The sequence below is a fragment of the Streptomyces thermocarboxydus genome, from assembly GCF_024760485.1.
Lineage (GTDB): Bacteria > Actinomycetota > Actinomycetes > Streptomycetales > Streptomycetaceae > Streptomyces > Streptomyces cellulosae.
The window spans coordinates 3,282,927-3,307,173 of sequence record NZ_CP058273.1 but is presented as its reverse complement, the minus strand read 5'-3'; the positions used below and the strand labels follow the sequence as shown (position 1 = coordinate 3,307,173).

Genomic DNA, 24,247 nt, shown 5'->3' with positions numbered 1-24,247 from the left:
TTCCGGGGCGTTCTACGTCGTGCCGGCATGCGGCTGCTGCCAGGCACGCTGGAACGCGTACCGCGCCGCCTCCACCTCATGCCGCTGGCCGGCGTGGAGCACGCCCAGCGCGTACGCCGTCGCCGGGGCGATCCTCGGCGTGCGGGCCGCCTGCGCGGCGGCGGCCGCCGCCTCGGCGGCGTCCCGGTGCCGGTCCAGCGCCTCGCCCGCGGCGCGCAGCCGGGGGTCGCCGCCCGCGGCCGGGTCCAGCACCTCCTGGGCGTACCGGTGCAGCCTCAGCAGGAGCCGCACCTGGTGCCAGGGGGCGTCCTGCGGGTGCGGGGCGGGGTCGGGCGACAGGCCGTGCACCAGCGCCTCCGCGTTGTACGGACTCCCCGCGGTGACCAGCGGCAACGCGGCCACGGCGTCCACGAGCCGCTCCCGCGCGGCCTCGGCGAGCGGCCGCAGCTCGAGATTCGCGGCCCTGCCCGCCAACGGCACCTCACTGGCCAGCACGGCCACCTGATCGGCGACGGCGTGGAACCGCGCGGACCCGAGCGCCTGCAGCGCGGCGGAGTGCGCCCGCGTCCGGGCGAGGGTGAGCTGCCGCTCCAGGAGAGCGGCGGCTTTGGCGGCGCCCACGGCCAGGGGAACGCGGCCGGGGGCGGCGCCGGATCCGCCTTCGGGACGCGGTGCGACGGCGCGCCGGCCGTCCGGGGCCGGAACGGTGGCGGTCGCGGTGGGGGCGCGGCGGGGCGCTGCGGGGAGGGCCCCGGTCGCGCGGGCGGGGGCCGGGGTGCCGGACACGGAGGTCGCGGGCCGGGGCGCGTCCGGCGGGGTGGCGTCGGCGGGAAGGGGCACACCGGAAGTGCTGGGCGTTGACCGACGGGCCGAGGGGGGTGTCGGGGCCGCAGGGCCCGAGAGGTGGTGGAGGGCGTCCTGGAGGCGGGTCAGGCGGGTCGTGCAGGCGTCTTCCTGGGAGAGGGTGCCCGAGACCCAGGCCAGTTCCGGGCCCAGTCTCTGGGACCAGGCAGGGTCCAGGGCCGGCTGGAAGGTGTAGAGGCCCGCGCTGATGCGGCGGGCCGCGCGGCGCAGGGCGCGGGCCGCCTCCGCGGAGTCCTCCGGCGTCGCCGCGCCCCGGTTCAGGCGCAGCGCGCGGAGGAACTCGGTGGCCCTGGCCCGCAGATGGCGGGCCAGGACGTCCGCGGGATCAGGGTGCCGCTGTGCCACGCCGGCGCCTCCGGGCGTCAATGAGCATCTCCTGGATGTTCCGCAGGGGCTGGCCGTCCGCGTCCGTGGAGTGCCGCGTCCACTCGCCGTCCGGGCCGAGGTGCCAGGACGCCGTGGTGTCGGACATCCCCGTCTCCAGCAGCCGGTTGAGGGCGGCCCGGTGCGCCGGGTCGGTGACCCGCACCAGCGCCTCGATCCGCCGGTCGAGGTTGCGGTGCATCATGTCGGCGCTGCCGATCCACACCTCGGGCTCGCCGCCGTTGCCGAAGGCGAACACCCGGGAGTGCTCGAGGAAGCGGCCGAGGATGGACCGTACCCGCACGTTCTCCGACAGCCCCGGCACGCCGGGCCGGATCGCGCAGATGCCGCGCACCCAGATGTCGACGGGCACGCCCGCCTGGGACGCCCGGTAGCAGGCGTCGATGACGGCCTCGTCGACCATCGAGTTGACCTTGATGCGTACGTACGCGGGCCGCCCGGCGCGGTGGTGCTGCGCCTCCTTGTCGATCCGTGAGATCAGCCCGTCCCGCAGGGACTTGGGGGCGACGAGGAGCCGCCGGTAGGTCTCGCGCCGGGAGTAGCCGGAGAGGCGGTTGAACAGGTCGGAGAGGTCCGCGCCGACCTGCGGGTCCGCGGTGAGCAGCCCGAGGTCCTCGTACAGCCGGGCCGTCTTCGGGTGGTAGTTGCCGGTGCCGACGTGGCTGTACCGCCGGAGCGTCTCGCCCTCCTGACGGACCACCAGCGACAGCTTGCAGTGGGTCTTCAGGCCGACCAGGCCGTAGACGACGTGGCAGCCGGCCTCCTCCAGCTTGCGCGCCCACTTGATGTTGGCGTGCTCGTCGAAGCGGGCCTTGATCTCCACCAGGACGAGGACCTGCTTGCCGGACTCGGCGGCGTCGATGAGCGCGTCGACTATCGGGGAGTCGCCGGAGGTGCGGTACAGCGTCTGCTTGATGGCCAGCACGTCCGGGTCGGCCGCCGCCTGCTCCAGGAACGCCTGCACGGAGGTGGAGAAGGAGTCGTACGGGTGGTGCAGCAGCACGTCCTTGTTGCGCAGGGCGGCGAAGATGTCCGGCGCGGACGCGGACTCCACCTCCGCCAGGTCGCGGTGGGTGCCGGCGACGAACTTCGGGTACTTCAGCTCGGGCCGGTCCAGGCTGTGGATGCGGAACAGGCCGGTCAGGTCGAGGGGGCCGGGCAGCGGGTACACCTCGGCCTCGGAGATCTTCAGCTCGCGCACGAGGAGGTCCAGCACCTCGCGGTCGATGGACTCCTCCACCTCCAGGCGCACGGGCGGCCCGAAGCGGCGCCGCATCAGCTCCTTCTCCAGGGCCTGGAGGAGGTTCTCCGCGTCGTCCTCCTCGACCTCCAGGTCCTCGTTGCGGGTGAGCCGGAAGGCGTGGTGCTCCAGCACCTCCATGCCCGGGAACAGCTCCTCCAGGTGCGCGGCGATGACGTCCTCGACGGGGACGTAGCGGCCGGGGGAGGACTCCAGGAAGCGGGACAGCAGCGGCGGCACCTTCACCCGGGCGAAGTGCTTGTGCCCGGTGACCGGGTTGCGCACCACCACGGCCAGGTTGAGCGACAGCCCCGAGATGTACGGGAAGGGGTGCGCCGGGTCCACCGCGAGCGGAGTCAGCACCGGGAAGATCTGGTGCCGGAACAGGGTGAAGAGGCGGGCCTGCTCCTTCTCCGTGAGCTCGTTCCAGCGGACCAGGTGGATGCCCTCCTCCGCGAGGGCGGGGGCGACGTCCTCGTGGTAGCAGGCGGCGTGCCGCGCCATGAGCTCCCGGGAGCGGGCCCAGATCATCTCCAGCACCTCGCGCGGCTGGAGGCCGGACGCGGAGCGGGTGGCCACGCCGGTGGCTATGCGCCGCTTGAGTCCCGCCACCCGGACCATGAAGAACTCGTCCAGGTTGCTGGCGAAGATCGCGAGGAAGTTCGCCCGCTCCAGCAGCGGCGTCTCGGGATCCTCGGCCAGTTCGAGCACCCGCTCGTTGAACGCCAGCCAGCTGCGCTCGCGGTCGAGGAAACGGCCCTGCGGCAGCGGGGCGGCGCCGTCGGGCTGCGCCTCCTCGTAGCCGTCCAGGTCGGCGTCGATGTCGGGTTCCAGGTCGGACACCGTCCCGGCCACGGTGTGCGGCCGGTGCGCGGCGATGGAGCCCACGGAGGGCTGCGGGTGCTGGACCTGTGCCTGGGTGTTGGGCTGGCTCATGACCCCATTCTTCCGCGCGAGGGGCGTCGTGGGCGCGTCGGAAAACGCGGGTGGGAGCGGTGGTGGCTCTGAGGCGTCCCCGTACCGCCCGTTCACCCGGCGGGGTGAGGGCTCTGCCGCGGCGGGATGCATTCACCGAGCGTCGCAAGGCTGTCTGAATCCGTGGTTACGGCGACATGACGTCCAGGGCAGCGGGCGGTGGCCCACGGGGTGTTCACGACAAGGGGGGGCCGTGCCCCACGGGCACGGCCCCCCGGTACGCGGACGCGTCAGCCGCGCGCCGTCCCGGTCGTACGGCGCAGCACACGGAAGGCCGCGTACGTCAGCAGGCCGGCGACGGCGAGCAGGATGCCCGTGGCGACCAGCTGGAGCGGCCAGTAGTGCGAGGCGGGGTGCAGGTCGCGGTAGAAGGCGGTGGCGCCCATGTCGGCCAGGGTGTCGCGGCAGCTCTGCATCCGGCTGGTGAGGCACGGGGCCGCTGCCCGGCTGCCCCCGGCGGTCAGCACCCCTTCGCCGACGTGGAGGCCGCGCCCGAGCGGTCCCTCGTCCAGGGCGGTGACCCGGGTCACGGACGGCCACAGGTACGGCATTGCCGCGTGCACGGCGCCCCACAGCACGCCGACGGCGACCGCTGCGGCGGCCAGCGCGGCCGTCGCGCGGCGCAGCACCAGCCCGGCCAGCGCGCCCGCCGCGAGACCGGCCAGCGCCAGGCCCACGGGGACGGTGCCGTTGGCGTGGAAGGTGGCCGCGTCGTACCAGGACTTGGTGGTGTCGATGCGGTCCCTGCCCGTCGCCCAGGCCCAGCGGTGCAGGGCCGCCAGCAGACCGGTCCCGGCGACCGTGAGCACGGCCGGGAGGACCAGCCGGGACGCCAGCCAGCGGGCCGGGGAGACCCCCTGGGTCCAGGCGAGGCGGGCCGTGCCGGACTCCGTCTCGCGGCCCACGAGCGCGCCCCCGGCCCAGGCGGCCACCAGGAAGGGCACGGCCAGCACGGCGAACGTCACGTAGTTGTAGACGTCCTTGTAGAGCAGGATGGCGCTCTGGTCGTAGGAGCAGCGCGGGGTGAACCCGCAGGCGTTGTACGCCTTCCACGCCGCCGCGGACGCGTCGGTGAGAGGTCCGCCGAGCCACACCAGGGCCGCCGCGGTGAGCAGCACCAGCGCGCCGCCGCCGATCAGGGCCGGACGCTGCAGCCGGGCCAGCCAGCGCCACTGGCGGGGGACGCCGGCGGGGCGGGCGGCGGCGGGCGCGGCCGGGGTGGTGAGAGCGGCGGTCATACGGCGGCCTCCAGAATCTCGGGCGCGGGGGCCGGGGCCGGGGCCGCGGGGTTGCGCAGGTAGGACAGGACGAGTTCCTCGAGGGACGGCGTGTGGGCGCGCCAGTCGTCGGGGAGCGGGCCGGACGGGCGGATCACCGCGCTGAGCTGGCGGCCGGTGGTGCGGGACTCGACGACCTCGTGGGGGTCGAGGTCCGCGCCGGCGGTGGCGGTCACCCGGGTGTGGGCGGCCAGCAGGTCGTCGATCGCGCCGGAGAGCCGGACCTGGCCGCCGCCGACCAGCAGCAGGTGGTCGCAGGAGTCCTCCAGCTCGGCGACGACGTGCGAGGACATCACCACGGTGGTGCCGTGGGCGGCGGCCTCGCCCATCAGCAGACCCATCAGCTCGTGCCGCGCGAGCGGGTCGAGGTCGGCCATCGGCTCGTCCAGGAGCAGCAGTTCGGGCCGCTTGCCCAGGGCGAGCGCGAGCGCGACCCGGGTGCGCTGGCCGCCGGAGAGGGCCCGGATCCGCCTGCCCGGGTCCAGGTCGCCGCCGGCCACGGCCCGGTGCGCGGTGTCCGCGTCCCAGTGGCCGGGGTTGAGATCGGCGCCCATGCGCAGCGTCTCGGCGACCGTGAGCTGCGGGTACAGCGGCTTGTCCTGGCTGACGAAGCCGACGCGGGGGCGGGCGGCGGCCGGGTGGGCGCCGAGCACGCGGACCGTGCCCTCGGTGGGCGCGAGCAGTCCGGCGGCGAGCGCGAGGAGCGTGGACTTGCCGGCGCCGTTGGGGCCGACGACGGCGCACACGCGTCCGGCGGGCAGCCGGAAGGAACAGTCGCGCAGCGCCCAGGCGCGACGGCCGAAGCGCTTGCCGAGCGCGTCCGCCTCGAGGGCCGGGACGGTCATGACGGGTCTCCCTGGGGGGTGTGCGCAGACGCGGCGTGCGCGGCCTGCTCCGGATAGTGCGTCTCGAGTACGGCGGTGAACAGCGCGGCGACGTCCTCCCGCTCCAGGCCCGACTCCCGCGCCCGGGCGGCCCAGTCCTCCAGCTCCGCGCGCAGCGGGGAGTCGGCGGGGGCCGCGCCGAGGGAGCGGCGCACGAAGGTGCCGAGGCCGCGCCGGGCCTCGACCAGGCCCTCGCGCTCCAGCTCCCGGTACGCCTTGAGCACGGTGTTCGGGTTGACGGCGGTGGCCTCCACGACCTCGCGGGCCGTGGGGAGTTTGTCGCCGGGCGCCAGCAGGCCCAGGCGGATCGCCTGCTTGGTCTGCTGGACGATCTGGACGTAGGTGGCCACGCCGCTGCGCCGGTCGATGCGGTAGTCGACCACTCGACAACCACCCTTTCACTAATTGAGTAGTGAAAGGGTGGTGCATGGGGGGTGCGAAAGTCAAGCGGGACCCGATCGCGAACCCGGCCGCGCATTCGACCGCCGATCCGTGAACCGATCGGCACGGCCCGTCCGATGAGGAGACGTGAGCGAGATGAGAAGCGACGGCGAGCTGCTGCGCGCCGTCACGGCCGACGGCGACCGGCGCGCCTTCGAGGAGCTGTACCGGAGGTACGCGCCGTGGCTGACCGCGCGCATGCGCACCCGGTGCGCCGACGCGGCCCTCGTCGACGACGTCGTGCAGGAGACCTTCCTCGCGGTGTGGCGCGGCACGGCCCGCTGGCGTGAGGACGCGGCGGGTGCGGACGCCGCCGGCTGGCTGTGGCGGATCGCCTCACGCCGGCTGGTCGACGCGCTGCGCGGGGCCGGGGCGCGGGGGCGGCTGAGGCAGGCGCTGGCGCGGCTGCGCCACCGGGACGAGGTGTCGGCGGAGGAGCGCGTGCTCGCGGGGGTGGAGCACGGGGACCTCGCCGGTGCCCTGGTGCGGCTGTCGCCGGAACTGCGCGCGGTGCTCCAGGCGACCGTGGTCGACGGGCTGACCACCCGTGAGGCCGCGGTCCTGCTCGGCATCCCGCCGGGCACGGTCAAGACGCGGGCCATGCGCGCCCGCAGGCAACTCCGGGAGGCGCTGGCATGACGTACGAGGACAGGCGCTGGCATGTGCCGGAGGACGACCTGCGGGCCTACGCGCGGGGCGGTCTCGAGGCGCCCGCGCTGTGGTCGGCCGACACCCATCTGACGGCGTGCGCGCACTGCCGTGCCGTGCTCGCCGGCCTCGGCGACACCGTCGCCCTGGACGACGGCTGGGAGCGGCTGGACGCCGAGCTCGACGCTCCCCGGCCCGGGCTGCTGGAGTCGCTGCTGCTGCGGCTCGGCGTCCGCGACCACACGGCCCGGCTGCTCGCGGCCACCCCGGCGCTGCGCCGCTCCTGGCTGGGCGCGGTGTCGGCGGTGCTGCTGCTCACCGTGGCCGTCACCGCGGGCCGCCGGCCCACCCTCTTCCTCGCGCTCGCCCCGCTGCTGCCGCTCGCGGGGGTGGCGCTGTCGTACGGGCCGCGGATGGACCCGACGTACGAGATGGCCGTGGTCGCGCCCATGCACGGGTTCCGGCTGCTGATGATCCGCACGGTCGCCGCGCTGACCGCCGGGCTCGGCCTGAACGGCCTGGCCACGCTCGCCCTGCCCGGGTACGGGCTGCTCGCCCTGAGCTGGCTGCTGCCCGCGCTCGCCCTCACCGCCACGGCGCTCGCGCTGTCGGCCCGGCTCGGGCCCGTCCTGGCGCCCGCGCTGACCGGCGGCGGCTGGGCCGCGCTGCTGGTCACGGCGGACGCGGTCCGCTCCGGCACCCACGAGACGCTCGCCCCGTTCACCGCGGCCGGACAGGGCGTGTCGGCGGCCGTCGCCGTGCTCGCCGCCGGACTGCTGGTCCTGCTGAGGGACCGCTTCGACCTGTGCCGGGACTCCGCGGTGTGACCGCGTGCGGCTTCGATCCGGGCCGGGGGCTTGCGGTCCGACCACGTCCGGCAACGGCCTGGGCCGGGGCCCTGTGGTCCGACCGCACCTGCTCCGACCTGGGCTGGGGCCCCACGGTTCCACCGCACTGCTCCGACCTGTGCCGGGGCCCGCGGTTCCACCGCACCTGCACCGACCTGTGCCGGACCCCCGTGGTCCCACCGCACCCGCACCGACCTGTGCCGGACCCCCGTGGTCCCACCGCACCCGCACCGACCTGTGCCGGGACCCCGTGGTCCCACCGCACCCGCACCGACCTGAGCCGGACCCCCGCGGTCCCACCGCACCCGGCGTTCCGACGGCCGGGGCGCACCGCCGCCCCGGTCCCACCACACCTGCCACGGGAGTACTCATGACCCCCACCGTCTCGGCCTCCGGGCTGAGCCTCCACTACGGCGCGACCCGCGCCCTGGACGACGTGTCGCTGCGGCTGTCCCCGGGCGTCACCGGGCTGCTCGGCCCCAACGGCGCCGGCAAGACCACGCTGCTGCGGGTCCTCGCCACCGCTGTGCCGGCCGACCGGGGCGCGTTCACCGTGCTCGGCCACGACCCGTCCACCGCGCGCGGCCGCCAGGAGGTGCGCCGCCGGCTCGGCTACCTGCCGCAGACCCCCGGCTTCCACCCGGACTTCACCGCATTCGAGTTCGTCGACTACGTGGCGATCCTCAAGGAGCTGACCGACCGCGCCGCCCGCCACCGCGAGGTGCGCCGGGTGCTCGACGAGGTCGGCCTGGCCGACGTGCGCGGCAAGCGGATCCGCAAGCTGTCCGGCGGCATGCGGCAGCGGGTGGCGCTGGCGGCGGCCCTGGCCGGCGACCCGGCGTTCCTCGTCCTCGACGAGCCCACCGTCGGCCTCGACCCCGAACAGCGCATGCGGTTCCGCGAGTTGATCGCCACCGCGGGCGAGGGCCGGACCGTGCTGCTGTCCACCCACCAGACCGAGGACGTGGCGATGCTCTGCCACCGTGTCGTCGTCCTCGCGGGCGGCACCGTCCGCTTCGACGGCACCCCCGCCGAGCTGACCGCACGGGCCGCCGGACGCGTGTGGAGCAGCGAGGGCCGTGACCCGGGCGCCCTGGCCGGCTGGCGCACCGGACTCGGCACCTTCCGCAACGTGGGCGATCCGCCCCCTGGCGCCGACCTCCTCGAACCCACGCTGGAGGACGGCTACCTGCTCACCCTGGACGGCGCCGCCGCGGAGGTGACCGCATGACCACGGCCACCGCCCTCGCCCCCGCCCCGGCCCCCGCGACGTCCCCGCCCGGCGCCTCCCGGGCAGCGGTTCTCGCCCTCGCCCGCTTCGAGACGCGCAGGCTCCTCACCCGCCTGCCGGTGCTCGTCGCCTTCGCCGTGTACGTCGGCTGGACCGTGTGGCGCACCCGCGTCTCCTTCGACGGCTTCCCCGCGCTGCAGGACGCCGACCGCGCCACCCAGGACGGGCCGCTGCTCGTCGGGCTCGCGGTGCTGCTGAGCGCCAACCACGCCGTGCTGCGCTCCCGGCGCCACGACACCGAACGGCACCTCGACGTGCTGGTCCTGCCGCGCTGGGGACGCACGGTCGCGCACCTGCTGTCCGTCGCGGCGGCGGCACTGATGACCGCGGTGTGCGTGGGCGGGCAGTTCGCCTGGGAGGCGCTCAAGCCGGGCGCGGTCGGGCACGGCTCGCCCGCCGAACTCCTCGTCGGCCCGCTGTCAGTGCTGCTCCTCGGCGCGTTCGGGGTGCTGCTGGCCCGCCTGGTCACCGCGCCCTTCGCGGCGCCGCTGCTGATCGTCCTGATGCTCTTCCTCGCCACGTTCCTCACCGGCTTCGCCGCCGACGGCTGGTCGCGGTGGCTGATGCCCTCGGTCGGCGCGCACAGCGTCGTCACCCTGCCCTCCGGCCTGATCGGCCGCCCCGCCGCCTGGCACGCCCTGTACCTGGGCGGGTTCGCGCTGACCCTGATGACGGCCGCGGTGCTGCTGTCCGGCGGCGCCCGGCTGCGCACCGCGCAGGCCGCGGTCGCCGGGGCGGTCGCGCTGACCCTGGTCGGCGTGGTGGGCCAGTCCCGTGGCGTGCCGGAGTCCGTCACCGAGGCGCGCGTACGGGCCTCGGTCACCCCGGAGAAGCTCCACACCTGCGTCGAACGGGACGCCACGACGTACTGCGCCTTCGACGAGTGGGAGCCGCGCACCGGCGACTGGGCCCGCGTCGTCGACGACGTCCGCGCCCTGGCCGCCGGTGACGCCCGGAACCGTCCGCTGGCCGTACGGCAGCGGGTCGAGGCCCGCTACGGCCTGGACGCCGACGCGACCCTCTCCCCGCTCACCCGCCCCGGCGAGGTCACGGTCGGGACGGCCTGGGGCGGCAACCGGGTGCCGGAGTTCGCGGTCGCGGTGGCCGGGGTGCTGGTCACCGGCTCGGAGGCCACGGCGGTCGAGGTGTGCGACGGACGCATGGTCACCGTGATGTGGCTGGCCCTCGCCGGCCGGCCCGACCCGCTCGCGGACCTGCGCCGGGTGCGGCTCGACGACAGCGACACCGGCTCGGCGCTCGTCATCTCGCAGACGGAGCCGTCGCAGATGACCTCCGCCCAGACGGAGCTGCTGCGCGAACTCCTGGACCTGCCCCGCGAGAAGGCCTCCGCGAAGGTGAAGGCCGGCTGGCCCGAGCTGACCGCCCCGAAGGTGACGACCGACCGCGTGGCGCAGGTGCTGGGCCTGGAGAAGCCCGAGGGGGAGAACGAGTGCCTGTGACCGGAACCCGGACGGCCGAGGACACCCCGGTGCGCGAGACCCGGCGGGGCGTCCTGCTCCCGCTGGTCCGCCCGGTCGCCCGCACGGTGCCCTGGTGGGCTCTCGCGGCGGGCGGCGGACTCGGACTCCTCGCGGCCGCGGTGCCCCGGCTCTCGGGCGGCGAGGTCACCCCGTGGGCCGGGGTGAACGCCCTGCGGGCCGCCGCCCTGTGCTTCGCCCTGGGCGCCGCCTTCCTCCTGGACGACCCGGCCCGGCAGACCACCGCCGCCGTGCCCGTGCGCCGCGTCCTCCGGCACGCGCTGCGGTGCGGGCTCTTGCTGCCGGTGGCCGCCGCGTGGTGGACGACGGCCGTCCTGCTGGTCCCGCAGGAGGCACGCCCCCCGGCCGGGGCCGTCACCCTGGAGGCGGCGACAGCCCTCGCCCTCGCCCTGGCCGGCGTGGCCTACGCGGTACGCCGCCGGGGCGCCGACCGGCCGGGCCAGGCGGTCTCCGCGACCCTGCTGGTGACGGCGGTCCTGGCACCGCTGCTGAGCCCCGCGGACTGGGCACTGTTCACCGCACCAGGCGACCCGCACTGGGGGGACGGCCGCGGCCACTGGACGCTGCTGCTGTGCGGCGCGCTCCTGGCGGTCGCGGTGTGCTGGACGGAACCGGTCCGCCCCTTCCAGCCCGTCCGGCGCTTGAGGACGAGGCCCGAAGGGCCGAAAGGGGGCTCTGGGGGCGCAGCCCCCAGGGACGGGAAGGGAAGGGGCGGCGGGGGCGAAAAACCCTGTCGCCCGTGAAGCCTGCGGTGTTCAGGCCCCACGTGACCGACAAGGTGCCGGCCTCAGCCGGCCCTCACGTCTCCGTCCGGTACATCAGATCCGTCTCGTGCGTGACGAACCCCAGCCGCTCGTACACGGACACCGCCGCCTTGTTGTCGGCATCGACGTACAACATGGCGGTGGGCAACCCCCGCTCCGCCAGATGCCGCAGCCCGATCGTGGTCAGCGCCTTGCCCAGCCCGCCCCCCTGCGCGTCCGGGGCGACCCCGAGGACGTACACCTCGCCAAGGCCCTCCTCGGCGTGCACCTTCGTCCAATGGAAGCCGACCAGGCGCCCCTCGCGCTCCGCGAGGAAGAAGCCCGCGGGGTCGAACCACGGCTCGGCCTTGCGGTCGTCGAGGTCCCGCTGGGTGAGGGAGCCCTGCTCCGGGTGGTGGGCGAACGCGGCGGCGTTCAGCGCGAGCCACGCCGCGTCGTCCCGGCCCGGCTCGAAGGTGCGCACGGTGACGCCCTCCGGCAGCACGGGGTCCGGCAGATCCAGGTTCGCCAACGGCCGCCGCATCTGCCGCAGTTCACGGAACAGCGTCAGCCCGAGCACCTGCGCCAGATGCCGGGCGGCGGAGTGCCCGCCGTGCGCCCACACCCGCAGCCGCTTGCCCGACGCGGCGAGCAGCGCCGTGCCGAGCGCCCGCCCATGTCCCTGACCCCGGTACGCGGGGTGCACCACCAGTTCCGCTGCGGGCGGCTCCACCGGGTCGGTGTCCTCCAACTGGGCGTATCCGACCAGCTCTTCGCCGACGGAAAGCAGCAGATGCTGGACGCCTTCCCGCTCCCCGCCGCGCAGTTGCAGCCGGCCCTGCTCGGACACGGCCTGCTGGCCGTCGGCGCGCGCCGCCTCGTCGAGCAGCGCGAGCACCGCGTCAACCTGCTCCTGGTCGAGCGCGGTGTACGTCTGGAGCGAACGGGGGCGGCCGGGCCGGGAGAACGCGTCGCTGGTCATGCGTACGAGGGTAAAGGGACGGCACGGTGAGGGGACGGCAACGGGGCGCGCAGGACCCACGGCGGCGACCGCCTCAAAGGCGGCGGGAAAAGATAAACCAGGCTGTAACCCGGAAGCCCCTGTCGCGCTACGCGCGTTGACTCTAGGCTGCGCCGGTACCCACTCGCACCGACAGGGGGGCGTATGCCAGCCACATCCCCGGCGCACCCGCGCCGCAGACGCCGTACGAACCGTCTCCTCGCGACCGCCGCCGGTGTCCTCACCGTCGGTGCCCTGGCCGCCGCGGCCCTGCCGGGGTCGGCGAGCGCCAGCGTGGGCGAGCACGGCAAGGGCCACGGCCACAAGCCGAGCCGCTACCAGGACGTCCAGCTGCTGTCGTTCAACGACCTGCACGGCAACCTGGAGCCGCCCACCGGTTCCTCCGGCCGGGTCACCGAGGTCCAGCCGGACGGCACCACGAAGACCATCGACGCGGGCGGCGCCGAGTACCTGGCGACGCATCTGCGCCAGGCCCGCAAGGGCAACGCGTACTCCATCACCGCGGCCGGCGGTGACATGGTCGGCGCCTCCCCGCTGCTCTCGGGCCTGTTCCACGACGAGCCCACCATCGAGGCGCTGAACAAGCTCGAACTGGACGTCACCTCCGTCGGCAACCACGAGTTCGACGAGGGCGCCAAGGAGCTGTCCCGTCTGCAGAACGGCGGCTGCCACCCGACGGACGGCTGTTACGGCGACAAGAAGTTCAAGGGCGCCGACTTCACGTACCTGTCGGCGAACGTCCTGAACGAGAAGACCAGGAAGCCGCTCCTCAAGCCGTACTGGGTGTGGCAGAAGAAGGACGTCAAGGTCGGCTTCATCGGCGTGACCCTCGAGGGCACCCCGAACATCGTCTCCGCCGAGGGCGTCAAGGGTCTCGTCTTCAAGGACGAGGTCGAGACGATCAACAAGTACGCCGAGGAGCTGCGCCGCAAGGGCGTGAAGTCCATCGTGGCGCTGATCCACGAGGGCGGCTTCCCGGCCTCGCCGGACTACAACTACGACTGTGACTCCGGGGGCTCCGGGGCCGGCATCTCCGGTCCCATCGTGGACATCGCGAAGAACGTCTCGCCCGAAGTGGACGCGCTGGTCACCGGCCACACCCACAACGCGTACGTGTGCACCGTCCCGGACCCGGCGGGCAAGCCCCGCATGGTCACCTCCGCCGCGTCCTTCGGCCGGCTCTACACCGACACCACGCTGACCTACGACCGCACGACGGGCGACATCGCGCGTACGGCCGTGAAGTCCGCGAACCACGTGGTGTCCCGGGACGTCCCCAAGGCGCCCGACATCACCAGCCTGATCGGCAAGTGGAACACCCTCGCCGCCCCGATCGGCAACCGCGCGATCGGACACATCTCCGGTGACATCGTCAAGGACGGCACCGAGTCCCCGCTGGGCGACCTGATCGCCGACGCGCAGCTGGAGTACGCCCGCACGCTGGACGCGGAGACCGACGTCGCCCTGATGAACCCGGGCGGCATCCGCGCCTCCCTCACCTACGCGGCGAGCGGCGCCGAGGGCGACGGCGTGGTGACCTTCGCGGAGGCGTTCACGGTCCAGCCGTTCGCCAACACGGTCAACCTGCAGACCTTCACCGGCGCGCAGCTGATCCAGGCGCTCAAGGAGCAGGTCAGCGGCTCCAACGAGGCCGCCCCGAAGATCCTCCAGGTGTCCGACGGCCTGACCTACACGCTGGACCTGACGAAGTCCGGCGCGGACCGGGTCGTCACGGACTCCATCCGTCTGAACGGCGAGGCGATCGACCCGTCGGCGAGCTACCGCGTCGCGACGAACAGCTTCCTCGCGGGCGGCGGCGACGGCTTCACCACGCTGGGCGAAGGCACCGACGACCTGGTCGGGGACGACGACCTGAAGGCGCTGGAGCAGTACCTGACGGCCAACTCCTCGGCCGCCTCCCCGCTGGCCCCGCCGGCGGCGGACCGCATCACGATCGTGCAGTAACCCGCGGCACGAGTACCCGTACGACGGAGAGGGCCGGTGCCATGCACCGGCCCTCTTCCGTGTCTCAGCCCTCGGCGTCCCACACGACCGCCTGTGCGACGATCACGCGTTCCCCGTCGAAGGTCACGGCCGGCCCCTCGTGCAGCCGGTATCCCAGTTCCAGCGCCTCGCTGACCCGCCGGCAGAAGGCGGAGTCGTCGGGGCCGGTCAGTACGCGGTAGACGGGCAGTCCGTCGGGTGGATTCGCCATGCGTCCCAGCGTGTCACGGGGTCCCGGGCACGTCCGGGGGAGGGGTCGGGGCGCCCGGGAGGCGGATGGTGGCGGTGGTGCCGCCGCCCTCGGCAGGGGTGAGGGCGACCGTGCCGCCCGCCTGCTGCACCGTGCGCGCCACGATCGACAGGCCGAGACCGGAGCCGGGCAGGGCGCGGGCGCCGGGGGAGCGCCAGAACCGGTCGAAGACGTGCGGGAGTTCGTCGGCCGCGATGCCGGGACCGTGGTCCCGGACGGTGAGGACGCCGTCGGCGAGCCGCACCTCGACCGTGCCGCCCGGCGGGCTGAACTTCACCGCGTTGTCCAGCACGTTGACCACCGCCCGCTCCAGCGCCGCCGGTTCGCCCCGCACGTACCAGGGGTGCAGTTCGGCGGTGATGGTCAGCTCCGGGCCGCGCAGCCGGGCCCGGCGCAGGGCCGCCTCCACCACGTCCTGCCAGGCGACGATCTCCACGCGGCCCGCCTGATGGCCCGGGTCCGGACGGGACAGCTCCTGGAGGTCGCCGATCAGCGCGGCCAGCTCCGTCATCTGCGCCTTCACCGAGTCGAGCAGCGCCTTGCGGTCGGCAGGGGGGAGGGGCCGCCCGGTGTCCTCGCTGCGGGTCAGCAGCTCGATGTTGGTGCGCAGCGAGGTGAGCGGGGTGCGTAGTTCGTGCCCGGCGTCCGCGATGAGCTGCTGCTGGAGGTCGCGGGAGCTGGCGAGCGCGGACGTCATGGAGTTGAAGGAGCGTGACAGGCGCGCGATCTCGTCCTCCGACTCCTCCTCCACCGGGATGCGGACGCCCAGGTCCTCGGTGCGGGCCACGTGCTCCACGGCCTCGGTGAGCTTGTCGACCGGCCGCAGTCCGGTGCGCGCCACGGCGAGACCCGCGGCGGCCGAGCCGAGCACCCCGATGCCGGACACCAGCAGCAGGATCAGCGCCAGGTCGTTCAGCGTGGACTGGGTGCCCTTCAGCGGCACCGCCACGATGACGGCCGCGTGCGTGCTGGTCAGCGTGGACGGGTCGTTGATGACGAGCGGCAGGGTCAGCACCCGCACGTCGTCGCCGTCCTGGTCGGTGCCGTCGCGGAAGATGCCGCTGGACCCGCTGCCCGCGTTCTCGATCACCTTGCGGTCCGACGCGGTGACCTTCACGCTCCCCACCGAGCTGGGGAACAGGCAGACCGTGCCGTCCTCCTTGACCACCTGCGAGTACGTGTACTGGAAACCGCCCGCGCCGTTGTCGCGGGGCGTGTCCACGCAGTCGGTGAGGGCGCTGCGGATCTCGTCCACCCGCTGCGGCCCCTGCAGCACGGTCGCCTTCTTCAGATCCTCGTCGACCTGCTCGTACAGCTTGCCCTGCACGATGAACCAGCAGGTCACCGACACCGCCGCCACCGCGAACGCCACCGCCGCGGCGACCAGCAGGGACAGCCGCGCCCGGATCGGCAGGGCGCGGAAACGGCGTACGGGTCCGGTCACTCCGCGCCGCCCTGCCGCAGTACGTACCCCACCCCCCGCACCGTGTGCACCAGGCGCGGCTCGCCGCCGGCCTCGGTCTTGCGGCGCAGGTACATGACGTACACGTCCAGCGAGTTGGACGACGGCTCGAAGTCGAAGCCCCAGACCGCCTTGAGGATCTGCTCACGGGTGAGCACCTGGCGCGGGTGCGCCATGAACATCTCCAGCAGGGTGAACTCCGTGCGGGTCAGCTCCACCGGGCGTCCGGCGCGGGTCACCTCCCGCGTGGCCAGGTTCATCGTCAGGTCGGCGAAGGTGAGGACGTCGTCGGTCTCGGCGGACGCGGCCACCGCCGCCGCGTACGAGCTGCGCCGCAGCAGCGCCCTGATCCGCGCGAACAGCTCGTCCAGCTCGAACGGCTTCACCAGGTAGTCGTCCGCCCCCGCGTCCAGCCCCGTCACCCGGTCGCCCACGGTGTCCCGGGCCGTCAGCATCAGGATCGGCGTGGTGTCGCCGGTGGCGCGGATACGGCGGGCGGCGGTCAGCCCGTCCATCCGGGGCATCTGGATGTCGAGGACGAGGAGGTCGGGGTGGTGGGCCGCCGTCTTCTCCAGGGCGTCCACGCCGTCCACGGCCTCCTCGGTGTCGTATCCCTCGAAGGCCAGACTGCGCCGGAGTGCTTCACGCACCGCCGGCTCGTCGTCGACGATCAGGATGCGCTGCGGGGCACGGTCGCCGTCTGCGGGGCTCATCGGGTGGCGGGTCCTTCGTCTGCGCGCCGCGCGGCGGGCGCGGCGGGGGAGGGGACGGGCTGTCGGATCTTCAGCGTCGCACGTTTCCCTGCCCGCGCGTCAGCCGCCCGCACCGGCCCGCAGGTCCGGCAGGTCCGCCTTGACCGTGTTCACCGGGATGGCGAAGCCGAGGCCGACGCTGCCCGCCGTGGACGACTCCGCGCCGCTCGGCGCGTACATCGCGGAGTTGATGCCGATGATGTTGCCGTTCATGTCGATCAGCGCGCCGCCGGAGTTGCCCGGGTTGAGCGAGGCGTCCGTCTGGATCGCCTTGTACGTGGTCGTGGAGCCGCCGGTGTCGCCGTTGAACTCCTGGCCGCCGAACTCGAACGGCCAGCCGCCGCCGCGCTGCCACTGCTGCTGGCCCTGGCTCTCGTCCTTGGACACGGTGACGTCCCGGTCGAGCGCGGAGACGATGCCGCTGGTCACCGTGCCGGTGAGGCCCTCGGGCGAGCCGATCGCGACGACCTGGTCGCCGACCCGCACACCGTCGGAGTCGCCGAGGGTGGCGGCCTTCAGACCCGAGGCGTCCTCCAGCTTGATCAGCGCCAGGTCCTTGCTGCTGTCGGTGCCGACGACGCGGGCGCTGTACGTCTTGCCGTCGTGCGTCCGCACCTGGATCTGCGAGGCGCCGGACACGACGTGGTTGTTGGTGACGACCTCGCCGTCCCCGGTGACGATCACACCAGACCCGGTGGCCGAACCGGACGAGGAGGCGGCCTTGATCTCCACGATGCTGGGGCTGACCGACTTGGCGACCCCGGCGACGGTGCCCTTCATCGACGCCGGCACGACGTCGGTCTCCGTGGCGGAGGACGCGGTGACGCCGGTGGAGGAACCACCGGTCAGCTCCTGCACGCCGTAGGCCGTGGTCCCGCCCACGGCGGCGGCGACGATCGCCACGGCGACGAGCAGCTTGGCGGGGCCACGGCTCCGCTTGTGCGCGGGGCCGGGAGCGGGGGGAGCGTAGGCCGGCGGCGGCGGCCACTCGGGGTTCACGTGGTGAGGAGGGAGGTTTTCGCTCATGTACCTGAGCGTCCCGCTCGGTGATGAGAGCTACCTGAGGGCGACCTGAGAAGCCCGGCAGAAGTGCGTACGGCTGGCATGAATGCCCTCAGGGGCGCGGGGAACTGCGCGCTCAGCCACGGAGGTCCCGCACCCGGCGTCGGCGGGGTGCCGCTGCGCCCACCCCCCCACTCTCGGCTTCGCTCGAGCGGGAGGTACCCCCATCGCCCTGGGCGTACCTCCCAGGCCCTTAAGGCACTGGGGGAGGCACGACTGCCCGCAGCGGCGGCGTCCCTCAGGGGCGCGGGGAACTGCGCGAACAGCCACAGACGGTCCGCACCCGACGTCGGCGGGCTGCCGCGGCGCCCGCAGCTGGGGCGGCACGCCCCTCAGGGGCGTGGGAAGCTGCGGCTAGGAACAGCCGCAGGACTGGCGCAGGACCAGTCGCGACGGGAACACCTTCAACCGCTCACGGCGGGAGCCGGCCACGCGGAGACCGTCGTCCAGCACCAGATCCACCGCCGCGCGGGCCATCGCAGGCCGGTCCGACGCGACCGTGGTCAGCGGCGGATCGGCGAGCGCCGCCTCCTTGATGTCGTCGAACCCGGCGACCGCCAGCTCCCCGGGCACGTCGATCCGCAGCTCACGCGCGGCACGCAGCACACCGATCGCCTGGTCGTCGGTCGAGCAGAAGATCGCGGGAGGCCGCCGCGGCCCCGACAGAATCTCCAGCGCGACCCGATACGCGTCGTACCGGTTGTACGGGGCCTCGAAAAGGCGCCCCTCCGTGGATATCCCGGCCTCGTCCATCGCGCGCCGCCAGCCCTCGACGTGGTCGGAGACCGGGTCACCGACGGCCGGCGTGTCCGCCGTACCGCCGACACAGGCGACGTACTCGTAGCCGTGCTCCAGCAGATGGCGCACCGCGAGCTGCGCGCCGCCGAGGTCGTCGGTGACGACGGCGACGTCGTCGATGGCCTCCGGCCGCTCGTGCAGCAGCACCACCCGGGCGTCCCACGCCTCGATCTCCGCCGCCGCGAGGTCGTTCAGCGCGTGGCTGACGAGGATCAGCCCGGAGACCCGCATGCCGAGGAAGGCGCGCAGATAGTGGACCTCGCGCTCGCCGATGTAGTCGGAGTTGCCGACCAGCACCATCTTTCCGCGCTCGGACGCGGCCTGTTCCACCGCGTGCGCCATCTCGCCGAAGAACGGCTGGCGGGCGTCCGGCACGATCAGACCTATGAGATCCGTGCGCCGGGACGCCATCGCCTGGGCGACGCGGTCGGGCCGGTACCCCAGCTCCTTGATCGCGGCGAGCACCCGCTCGCGCGTGGCCGGAGCGACCGGCCGGGGTCCGTTGTTGATGACATAACTGACGACCGCGGTCGACGTCCCCGCCAGTCGCGCCACATCATCCCTGGTTACCTTGGCCACGCGCGGAGTCTACGCGGATATATCCCCTCCGGGCAGGGCGTGCCGGAGGTTGTGAACAGCGGAAAAGCGGCTCGTCTGCGCGAACGCGCCGCTCATGCGTGCGACCCTCAGGCCTTCGCCCGCACCCCGTCCGCGTCCTGCGCGGCCGTCTCGTCCGCTTCCGCCGCCTTTTGCCGGGCGCCCTTCGCCTTGGCCTCCTCGGCCGCGCGCTCCACCTTCTCCGGCGTAACGAATCGATAACCGACGTTCCGTACGGTGCCGATCAGCGACTCGTGCTCCGGGCCGAGCTTGGCGCGCAGCCGGCGTACGTGCACGTCGACCGTGCGGGTGCCGCCGAAGTAGTCGTAGCCCCAGACCTCCTGCAGCAGCTGGGCGCGGGTGAACACCCGGCCGGGGTGCTGCGCGAGGTACTTGAGCAGCTCGAACTCCTTGAAGGTCAGGTCCAGGACCCGCCCCTTCAGCTTCGCGGAGTACGTCGCCTCGTCCACGGAGAGGTCGCCGTTGCGGATCTCCATCGGGGAGTCGTCGTTGACGATCTGCTGGCGGCCCATCGCGAGCCGCAGCCGCGCCTCGACCTCCGCGGGGCCGGCCGTGTCGAGGAGTACGTCGTCGATGCCCCAGTCCGCGGTGACCGCGGCGAGGCCGCCCTCGGTCACGACCAGGACGAGGGGACAGCCGGGACCGGTGGAGCGCAGCAGCTGGCACAGGCTGCGGACCTGCGGGAGATCGCGGCGGCCGTCGATGAGGATCACGTCGGCGCCGGGGGTGTCCACCAGCGCCGGGCCCTCCGCGGGCGCCACCCGGACGTTGTGCAGGAGCAGACCGAGGGCGGGGAGCACCTCCGTCGACGGCTGGAGCGCGTTGGTCAGAAGCAGCAGGGAACTCATCGGGTCGCCTCACCTGCTCGGATCGTGGCCGCCCGGAACACGGCCGTCCTGCGTTGGTGCACGGTTCGCTCGCCCACGTCTGGTTCCTCCTCGGTCCCCGCGAGGACGTTTACGGCATTGCTGCGTGCGTTCGACGGCCCGTACACCTGGCGGTTTCCCGCCTTCGTATACAACGCTTCCGAAAGCACAAAAGGACCCGGGGGCTTCGCTGCCCGAGTCCTCTTCGCAGCAGAATAGCCGACATGGGCACCGATGCGGCAGGTCATGTGGCGCGATCCACCATTCGTCCATATTCCGAGACGCTGAATGTGACACGGGACGGCACGTCAATGCGGACGTTCTTGCGCACGGCGGACGGAGTGGCGATCGATTCCGTATACGAACCGGGATGCGGTGTATACGACCCGCGGAAGGCCGTATACGAACCGGTGGACGAGGGGTCGCGGGAGGGTTCCGGGAATGCGGTCTCCGGTGTTTCGCGCGGGCTCGTTTTCGTGATCGCGCACGGTTTCACCGGGGACGCCGACCGCCCTCACGTGCGACGCGTAGCCCGGGAGTTCGCGCGGTACGGCGCCGTCGTCACGTTCTCCTTCCGCGGGCACGGGCGGTCCGGCGGACGGTCCACCGTCGGCGACCGGGAGGTGCTCGATCTCGCGGCGGCCGTCCGCTGGGCGCGGGAGCTGGGGCACACGCGGGTGGTCACCGTGGGGTTCTCGATGGGCGGGTCGGTGGTGCTGCGGCACGCGGCGCTGGACGGGGGCGGCGTGGACGCCGTCGTCTCGGTGAGCGCGCCCGCGCGGTGGTTCTACCGGGGGACCCCGCCCATGCGGCGGCTGCACTGGCTGGTGACGCGGCCCTCGGGGCGGCTGGTCGGGCGGTACGGGCTGCGCACCCGCATCCACCACCGGCAGTGGGACCCCGTGCCGCTGGCTCCCTTCGAGGCCGTGCCCCGCATCGCGCCGACACCGCTGCTGGTCGTGCACGGAGACCAGGACGCGTACTTCCCCCTCGACCACCCCCGGATGCTGGCGGACGCCGCCGGGGAGCACGGGGAGCTGTGGGTCGAGCACGGCATGGGGCACGCCGAGAACGCGGCGCCCGAACCGCTGTTGAGGAGGATCGGGGACTGGGCGGTCGCCCGGGCGGGCTAGCCTGACCGTGTTCACCGTCAACCGATCGAGGAACCAGCAGATGGCAAAGGTCACGGTGCGGTACTGGGCCGCCGCCAAGGCCGCGGCGGGGGTGGCCGAGGAGCCGTACGAGGCGGACACACTCGCCGACGCGCTCGCCGCCGTGCGTGAACGGCACCCCGGCGAGTTGGTGCGCGTGCTGCTGAGGTGCTCGTTCCTCGTCGACGGCGATCCCGTGGGCAAGCGCGCGCATGAGACGGTACGGCTGGCCGACGGCGGCACGGTCGAGGTGCTTCCGCCGTTCGCAGGAGGGTGAGGGATGACGAACCAGCCGTACGGCGGGGGTTACGGGTACGGGGGGCACGGGAGCCACGGAGCTCAGGAGCCCCACGCGCCGTACCAGCAGCCGCGGTCGCAGCCGCAGGCGTGGCCCGGGCAGGGGTACGACAACGCGTACGACCCGTACGCGGATCAGCAGCACACGCAGCAGTGGCAGGGGCAGACGTGGGAGACGCAGATGCAGCCGCCGGTGGCGGCGGCTGCTCCTGTGACTCCTGATCCTGTTCAGGTCTCGGAGCCCGCTCCGGGTTCTGGTCAGGTCCCGGAGCCCGCTCCGGTGGCCGCTGGTGAACCGGAGCCGGAGTACGGCCCCGCCACCCTCGCCGGGAACGCCCGGATCACCGACGCGCAGCGCGCCCGCGCCGAGGGGCGGTCGCCGATCATCGAGCCCGGGATGCAGCCCGCGCTGCTGACGGCGGTGCTGGGTCTGCTGCTGGCGGGCGGCGCCGCGCTGGGGACGTACGCGCTGCTCGTGCCGCTGGTGGTGCTGCAGGGCCTGACCGCGGCGGGGTGGTTCCGGCTCAACGGGATGTGGCCGGCGCGGCAGGGCATCGCGCTGGGGTTCCTGGGGGCGCTGGCCGCGGACGCGGCGATGCTGCTCTCGGACCGGTCGCCCGGGGTGATTCTCGGGGTGCTGGGCGTGTGGGTGCTGCTGTCGCTGGTGCTGCAGCTGCGGTCGCACGCGGAGCCCGATGAGCGGATGTACGGGCTGATGGCGACGGTGGTCGCGGCAGCGCTGGCGATCGCGGCGGGCGGCTACCTCGCGGCGGACGCGGACGCGGTGGTCGTGGGGGCGGTCGCGGTGGCGGCGGCGATGGTCGTACGGGCGCTGCCGGTGGGGACGGCGGCGTCGGCGGTGCTCGCGGTGGCGGCGGGCGTCGGGGCGGGGTACGCGGTCGGCGGGATGGCGTCGGAGGGGGCGCTGGTGGGGGCGGGGGCTGCGGTCTGCGCCCTGATCGGCCACAGGGTGGCCGGCTACGACTACCCGTCCCGCTTCGTCCACTTCACGGCGGGAGTCGCGCTGCCTCTGGCGGCGGCGGGCCCGGTGGTCTACACCCTGGGCCGGGTACTGGGCTGAGGCTCGATGCCTGCGGCGCGGGGTTCTGCGCGGTGGGGGCTGGGGTCCGTTGTTCCCCGGACGCCTGCGGCGTGGGGTTCTGTGCGGTGGGGGCTGGGGTCCGGTGCCCCCGACGCCTGCGGCGTGGGGTTCTGTGCGGTGAGGGCTGAGGTCCGGTGCCCCGGACGCCTGCGGCGCGGGGTTCTGTGCGGTGAGGGCTGAGGTCCGGTGCCCCCGACGCCTGGTGGGGGTTGCGGTGTGACGCCTGCGGCGCATCCACCTGTCCGGTGGGGGCGGGTGTAGCGCCTACGGGCGGTGGGTGGTGCGGGGCCGCGGTGGGGGCGGTCGTCCTCGGTCTGGCGCGAGAGTGCGTGCTGGAGAGGCTGAGGGCGCGGACGCGCCAGCCGCTGCGGGCGCCCACCCCCACCCCGTCCCCTCCCCGCCGCGTGCGGCTACCCCGACACAGTTGGCGGGGCCCCCGCCAACTGCGGGCAATCGTGCTGCCTGGGGCGATGGGGGTACCTCCCGCTCGAGCGAAGCCGAGAGTGGGGGAGGGCGGGCGCGGCGGCGCCTCGTTGGCGCCGAGGGGCGCCAACACCCCCGGCCCGCACCAATGCCGGTGCCATGGGGCCCCGGTCCAGGGCCCCCTGTCACAGGTGATCCACAATCCCCCGCTCTCCCACCACCCCCGCACTACGCTCGCGTGAGGGCGGCCGCCGGTCGTCGGGACACGTCAGGTGGGGGACTCCGCATGCGCGCACTGCGAATACTGCTGGTCATCGCCGTGGTACTCGGCGGCATCTTCGTGATCGTCGACCGCGTCGCCGTCCACTTCGCCGAGGGCGAGGCCGCCGACCGGGTCCGCGCCTCCGAGGGGCTGGCCTCCACCCCCGACGTGGACATTCAGGGCTTCCCCTTCCTCACCCAGGTGCTCGGCGGCTCGTTCGACGAGGTGCGGGTCGGCATCTCGGACTACGAGGCCGGCGGCGGCGAGGGCGGCAAGACCATCCGCATCGCCGACCTCCGCGCGGACCTCCGCGGCGTCGAGTTCTCCGGTGACTTCGGCTCCGCCGTCGCCGACACCGCCACCGGCACGGCCACCATCGCCTACGACGAGCTGCTGAGGAACGCCAAGGCGGAGCCCACGCAGGTGGCGCCAGGCATCACCGCCGAGGTGGTGGCTCTGTCCGACGGGGGCAACGGGAAGATCAAGGTCGCCCTGGAGACCACCGTGCTCGGCACCAAGCTGCCCGAGCCCGTGTCCGTGCTCAGCTCGGTGACCGTCATCGACGGGAACACCGTGCGGGTGCGGGCGGACGCGCTGCCGGTGCTGGGCGGGGTGGAGATCGCCGAGTCGCGGGTGCGGCGGATCACCGACTTCGAGCAGAAGATCGACGGACTGCCCGGCGGGATCAGCCTGGAGAAGGTCCAGGCGGCCGAGGACGGTGTGGACGTGACGGTGACGGGGAAGGACGTACGCCTGGCGGGATGAGCCCGGCTGTCCGGTGGGCGAGACGGTCGCGTCCGCTGGACAGATGGGATGGGTCCGGGTGTGCGGCCGCGGGCGCTTGCCCGGGCGTTTTTCCCGGTCTCCGTATCGATGGATGGACGATCTCGTCTCAGTATGCGACATGCCGGTGACAGGGCCCCTCGTCCGTCCCTACGATCGTCCCCATGCAGTGTCAGACGAGCGTCCTCCGTCCGAGGGGACAGGCGGATCTCACGAAGCGGCGGGCAGTGGACCTGTGCCGTGTCGCCGCCATGCTCTGTCGCACCTTCTGAGCGGACGCGTCTTCCGTCCGCATTCCCGTT

23 protein-coding genes are annotated in these 24,247 nt (G+C 73.6%); 11 read left to right on the top strand and 12 right to left on the bottom strand.

Annotated elements, in window-relative coordinates; translation table 11 throughout:
* Nucleotides 1-12: 12 nt before the first annotated feature.
* The 5 genes from AY578_RS15205 to AY578_RS15185 all read right to left on the bottom strand — a co-directional run bounded on the left by AY578_RS15205 (nucleotide 13) and on the right by AY578_RS15185 (nucleotide 6,007).
* Complete coding sequence (locus AY578_RS15205) at nucleotides 13-1,209, bottom strand: CHAD domain-containing protein (RefSeq protein WP_370879126.1); 1,197 nt, start codon at nucleotides 1,207-1,209, stop codon at nucleotides 13-15.
* Complete coding sequence (locus AY578_RS15200) at nucleotides 1,190-3,424, bottom strand: RNA degradosome polyphosphate kinase (protein ID WP_258902654.1); 2,235 nt, start codon at nucleotides 3,422-3,424, stop codon at nucleotides 1,190-1,192. Before AY578_RS15200 ends, AY578_RS15205 begins: the two co-directional genes overlap by 20 nt.
* A gap of 269 nt (nucleotides 3,425-3,693) precedes the next feature.
* Nucleotides 3,694-4,701, bottom strand: a complete 1,008-nt coding sequence (locus tag AY578_RS15195; RefSeq protein WP_258902653.1) for an ABC-2 membrane transporter-related protein — start codon at nucleotides 4,699-4,701, stop codon at nucleotides 3,694-3,696.
* A complete protein-coding gene (locus tag AY578_RS15190; protein ID WP_258902652.1) occupies nucleotides 4,698-5,585 on the bottom strand; it encodes an ABC transporter ATP-binding protein in 888 nt (295 codons plus the stop codon). The genes AY578_RS15195 and AY578_RS15190 overlap by 4 nt, the downstream gene beginning before the upstream one ends.
* The gene (locus AY578_RS15185; RefSeq protein WP_019526699.1) at nucleotides 5,582-6,007 is read right to left on the bottom strand and encodes a GntR family transcriptional regulator; all 426 of its coding nucleotides are present in this window, start codon (nucleotides 6,005-6,007) and stop codon (nucleotides 5,582-5,584) included. The genes AY578_RS15190 and AY578_RS15185 overlap by 4 nt, the downstream gene beginning before the upstream one ends.
* 145 nt (nucleotides 6,008-6,152) lie before the next feature.
* Here AY578_RS15185 and AY578_RS15180 point away from each other — a divergent pair, with 145 nt between their 5' ends.
* The 5 genes from AY578_RS15180 to AY578_RS15160 all read left to right on the top strand — a co-directional run bounded on the left by AY578_RS15180 (nucleotide 6,153) and on the right by AY578_RS15160 (nucleotide 11,094).
* The gene (locus AY578_RS15180; RefSeq protein WP_028960247.1) at nucleotides 6,153-6,704 is read left to right on the top strand and encodes an RNA polymerase sigma factor; all 552 of its coding nucleotides are present in this window, start codon (nucleotides 6,153-6,155) and stop codon (nucleotides 6,702-6,704) included.
* Nucleotides 6,701-7,540 carry a hypothetical protein gene (locus AY578_RS15175; RefSeq protein ID WP_028960246.1) on the top strand — a complete coding sequence of 280 codons (840 nt, stop codon included), beginning with the start codon at nucleotides 6,701-6,703 and terminating at the stop codon, nucleotides 7,538-7,540. The genes AY578_RS15180 and AY578_RS15175 overlap by 4 nt, the downstream gene beginning before the upstream one ends.
* A 391-nt stretch (nucleotides 7,541-7,931) precedes the next feature.
* The gene (locus AY578_RS15170; RefSeq protein WP_258902651.1) at nucleotides 7,932-8,792 is read left to right on the top strand and encodes an ABC transporter ATP-binding protein; all 861 of its coding nucleotides are present in this window, start codon (nucleotides 7,932-7,934) and stop codon (nucleotides 8,790-8,792) included.
* Nucleotides 8,789-10,312, top strand: a complete 1,524-nt coding sequence (locus tag AY578_RS15165) for an ABC transporter permease (RefSeq protein WP_258902650.1) — start codon at nucleotides 8,789-8,791, stop codon at nucleotides 10,310-10,312. Before AY578_RS15170 ends, AY578_RS15165 begins: the two co-directional genes overlap by 4 nt.
* Nucleotides 10,309-11,094: an ABC transporter gene (locus AY578_RS15160; RefSeq protein WP_215048844.1), complete on the top strand. Its 786-nt coding sequence runs from the start codon at nucleotides 10,309-10,311 to the stop codon at nucleotides 11,092-11,094. The genes AY578_RS15165 and AY578_RS15160 overlap by 4 nt, the downstream gene beginning before the upstream one ends.
* Before the next feature lie 55 nt (nucleotides 11,095-11,149).
* Here AY578_RS15160 and mshD read toward each other — a convergent pair whose 3' ends face one another.
* Entirely contained in the window at nucleotides 11,150-12,076 is a 927-nt protein-coding gene (mshD, locus tag AY578_RS15155; protein ID WP_028960243.1) for a mycothiol synthase, read from the bottom strand.
* A gap of 183 nt (nucleotides 12,077-12,259) precedes the next feature.
* On the opposite strand from mshD, the gene AY578_RS15150 reads away from it, so the two are divergent.
* On the top strand, nucleotides 12,260-14,080 hold the full coding sequence (locus AY578_RS15150) for a bifunctional metallophosphatase/5'-nucleotidase (protein ID WP_019527471.1): 1,821 nt from the start codon (nucleotides 12,260-12,262) through the stop codon (nucleotides 14,078-14,080).
* A gap of 64 nt (nucleotides 14,081-14,144) precedes the next feature.
* Here AY578_RS15150 and AY578_RS15145 read toward each other — a convergent pair whose 3' ends face one another.
* From AY578_RS15145 to AY578_RS15120, 6 genes are all read right to left on the bottom strand, one after another.
* Nucleotides 14,145-14,330, bottom strand: coding sequence for a DUF1737 domain-containing protein (locus tag AY578_RS15145; RefSeq protein WP_019527472.1), 186 nt, complete (start codon nucleotides 14,328-14,330; stop codon nucleotides 14,145-14,147).
* Nucleotides 14,331-14,343: 13 nt separating this feature from the next.
* A complete protein-coding gene (locus AY578_RS15140) occupies nucleotides 14,344-15,813 on the bottom strand; it encodes a sensor histidine kinase (protein WP_019527473.1) in 1,470 nt (489 codons plus the stop codon).
* Entirely contained in the window at nucleotides 15,810-16,544 is a 735-nt protein-coding gene (locus tag AY578_RS15135; RefSeq protein ID WP_019527474.1) for a response regulator transcription factor, read from the bottom strand. The genes AY578_RS15140 and AY578_RS15135 overlap by 4 nt, the downstream gene beginning before the upstream one ends.
* A 99-nt stretch (nucleotides 16,545-16,643) precedes the next feature.
* The gene (locus AY578_RS15130; RefSeq protein ID WP_161108336.1) at nucleotides 16,644-17,609 is read right to left on the bottom strand and encodes a S1C family serine protease; all 966 of its coding nucleotides are present in this window, start codon (nucleotides 17,607-17,609) and stop codon (nucleotides 16,644-16,646) included.
* Between the two features lie 390 nt (nucleotides 17,610-17,999).
* A complete protein-coding gene (locus AY578_RS15125) occupies nucleotides 18,000-19,022 on the bottom strand; it encodes a LacI family DNA-binding transcriptional regulator (RefSeq protein WP_078504698.1) in 1,023 nt (340 codons plus the stop codon).
* Between the two features lie 107 nt (nucleotides 19,023-19,129).
* A complete protein-coding gene (locus AY578_RS15120; protein ID WP_019527477.1) occupies nucleotides 19,130-19,909 on the bottom strand; it encodes a winged helix-turn-helix transcriptional regulator in 780 nt (259 codons plus the stop codon).
* A gap of 266 nt (nucleotides 19,910-20,175) precedes the next feature.
* On the opposite strand from AY578_RS15120, the gene AY578_RS15115 reads away from it, so the two are divergent.
* The 5 genes from AY578_RS15115 (at nucleotide 20,176) to AY578_RS34085 (ending at nucleotide 24,217) form a co-directional block, all read left to right on the top strand.
* Nucleotides 20,176-21,060, top strand: coding sequence for an alpha/beta hydrolase (locus AY578_RS15115; RefSeq protein WP_370879127.1), 885 nt, complete (start codon nucleotides 20,176-20,178; stop codon nucleotides 21,058-21,060).
* 40 nt (nucleotides 21,061-21,100) lie between these two features.
* Nucleotides 21,101-21,355, top strand: a complete 255-nt coding sequence (locus AY578_RS15110; protein WP_028960240.1) for a MoaD/ThiS family protein — start codon at nucleotides 21,101-21,103, stop codon at nucleotides 21,353-21,355.
* A gap of 3 nt (nucleotides 21,356-21,358) precedes the next feature.
* Nucleotides 21,359-22,456, top strand: coding sequence for a hypothetical protein (locus tag AY578_RS15105; protein ID WP_028960239.1), 1,098 nt, complete (start codon nucleotides 21,359-21,361; stop codon nucleotides 22,454-22,456).
* A gap of 730 nt (nucleotides 22,457-23,186) precedes the next feature.
* Complete coding sequence (locus AY578_RS15100) at nucleotides 23,187-23,927, top strand: LmeA family phospholipid-binding protein (RefSeq protein ID WP_258902646.1); 741 nt, start codon at nucleotides 23,187-23,189, stop codon at nucleotides 23,925-23,927.
* Between the two features lie 182 nt (nucleotides 23,928-24,109).
* On the top strand, nucleotides 24,110-24,217 hold the full coding sequence (locus AY578_RS34085) for a putative leader peptide (RefSeq protein WP_350328463.1): 108 nt from the start codon (nucleotides 24,110-24,112) through the stop codon (nucleotides 24,215-24,217).
* Nucleotides 24,218-24,247: the final 30 nt, after the last annotated feature.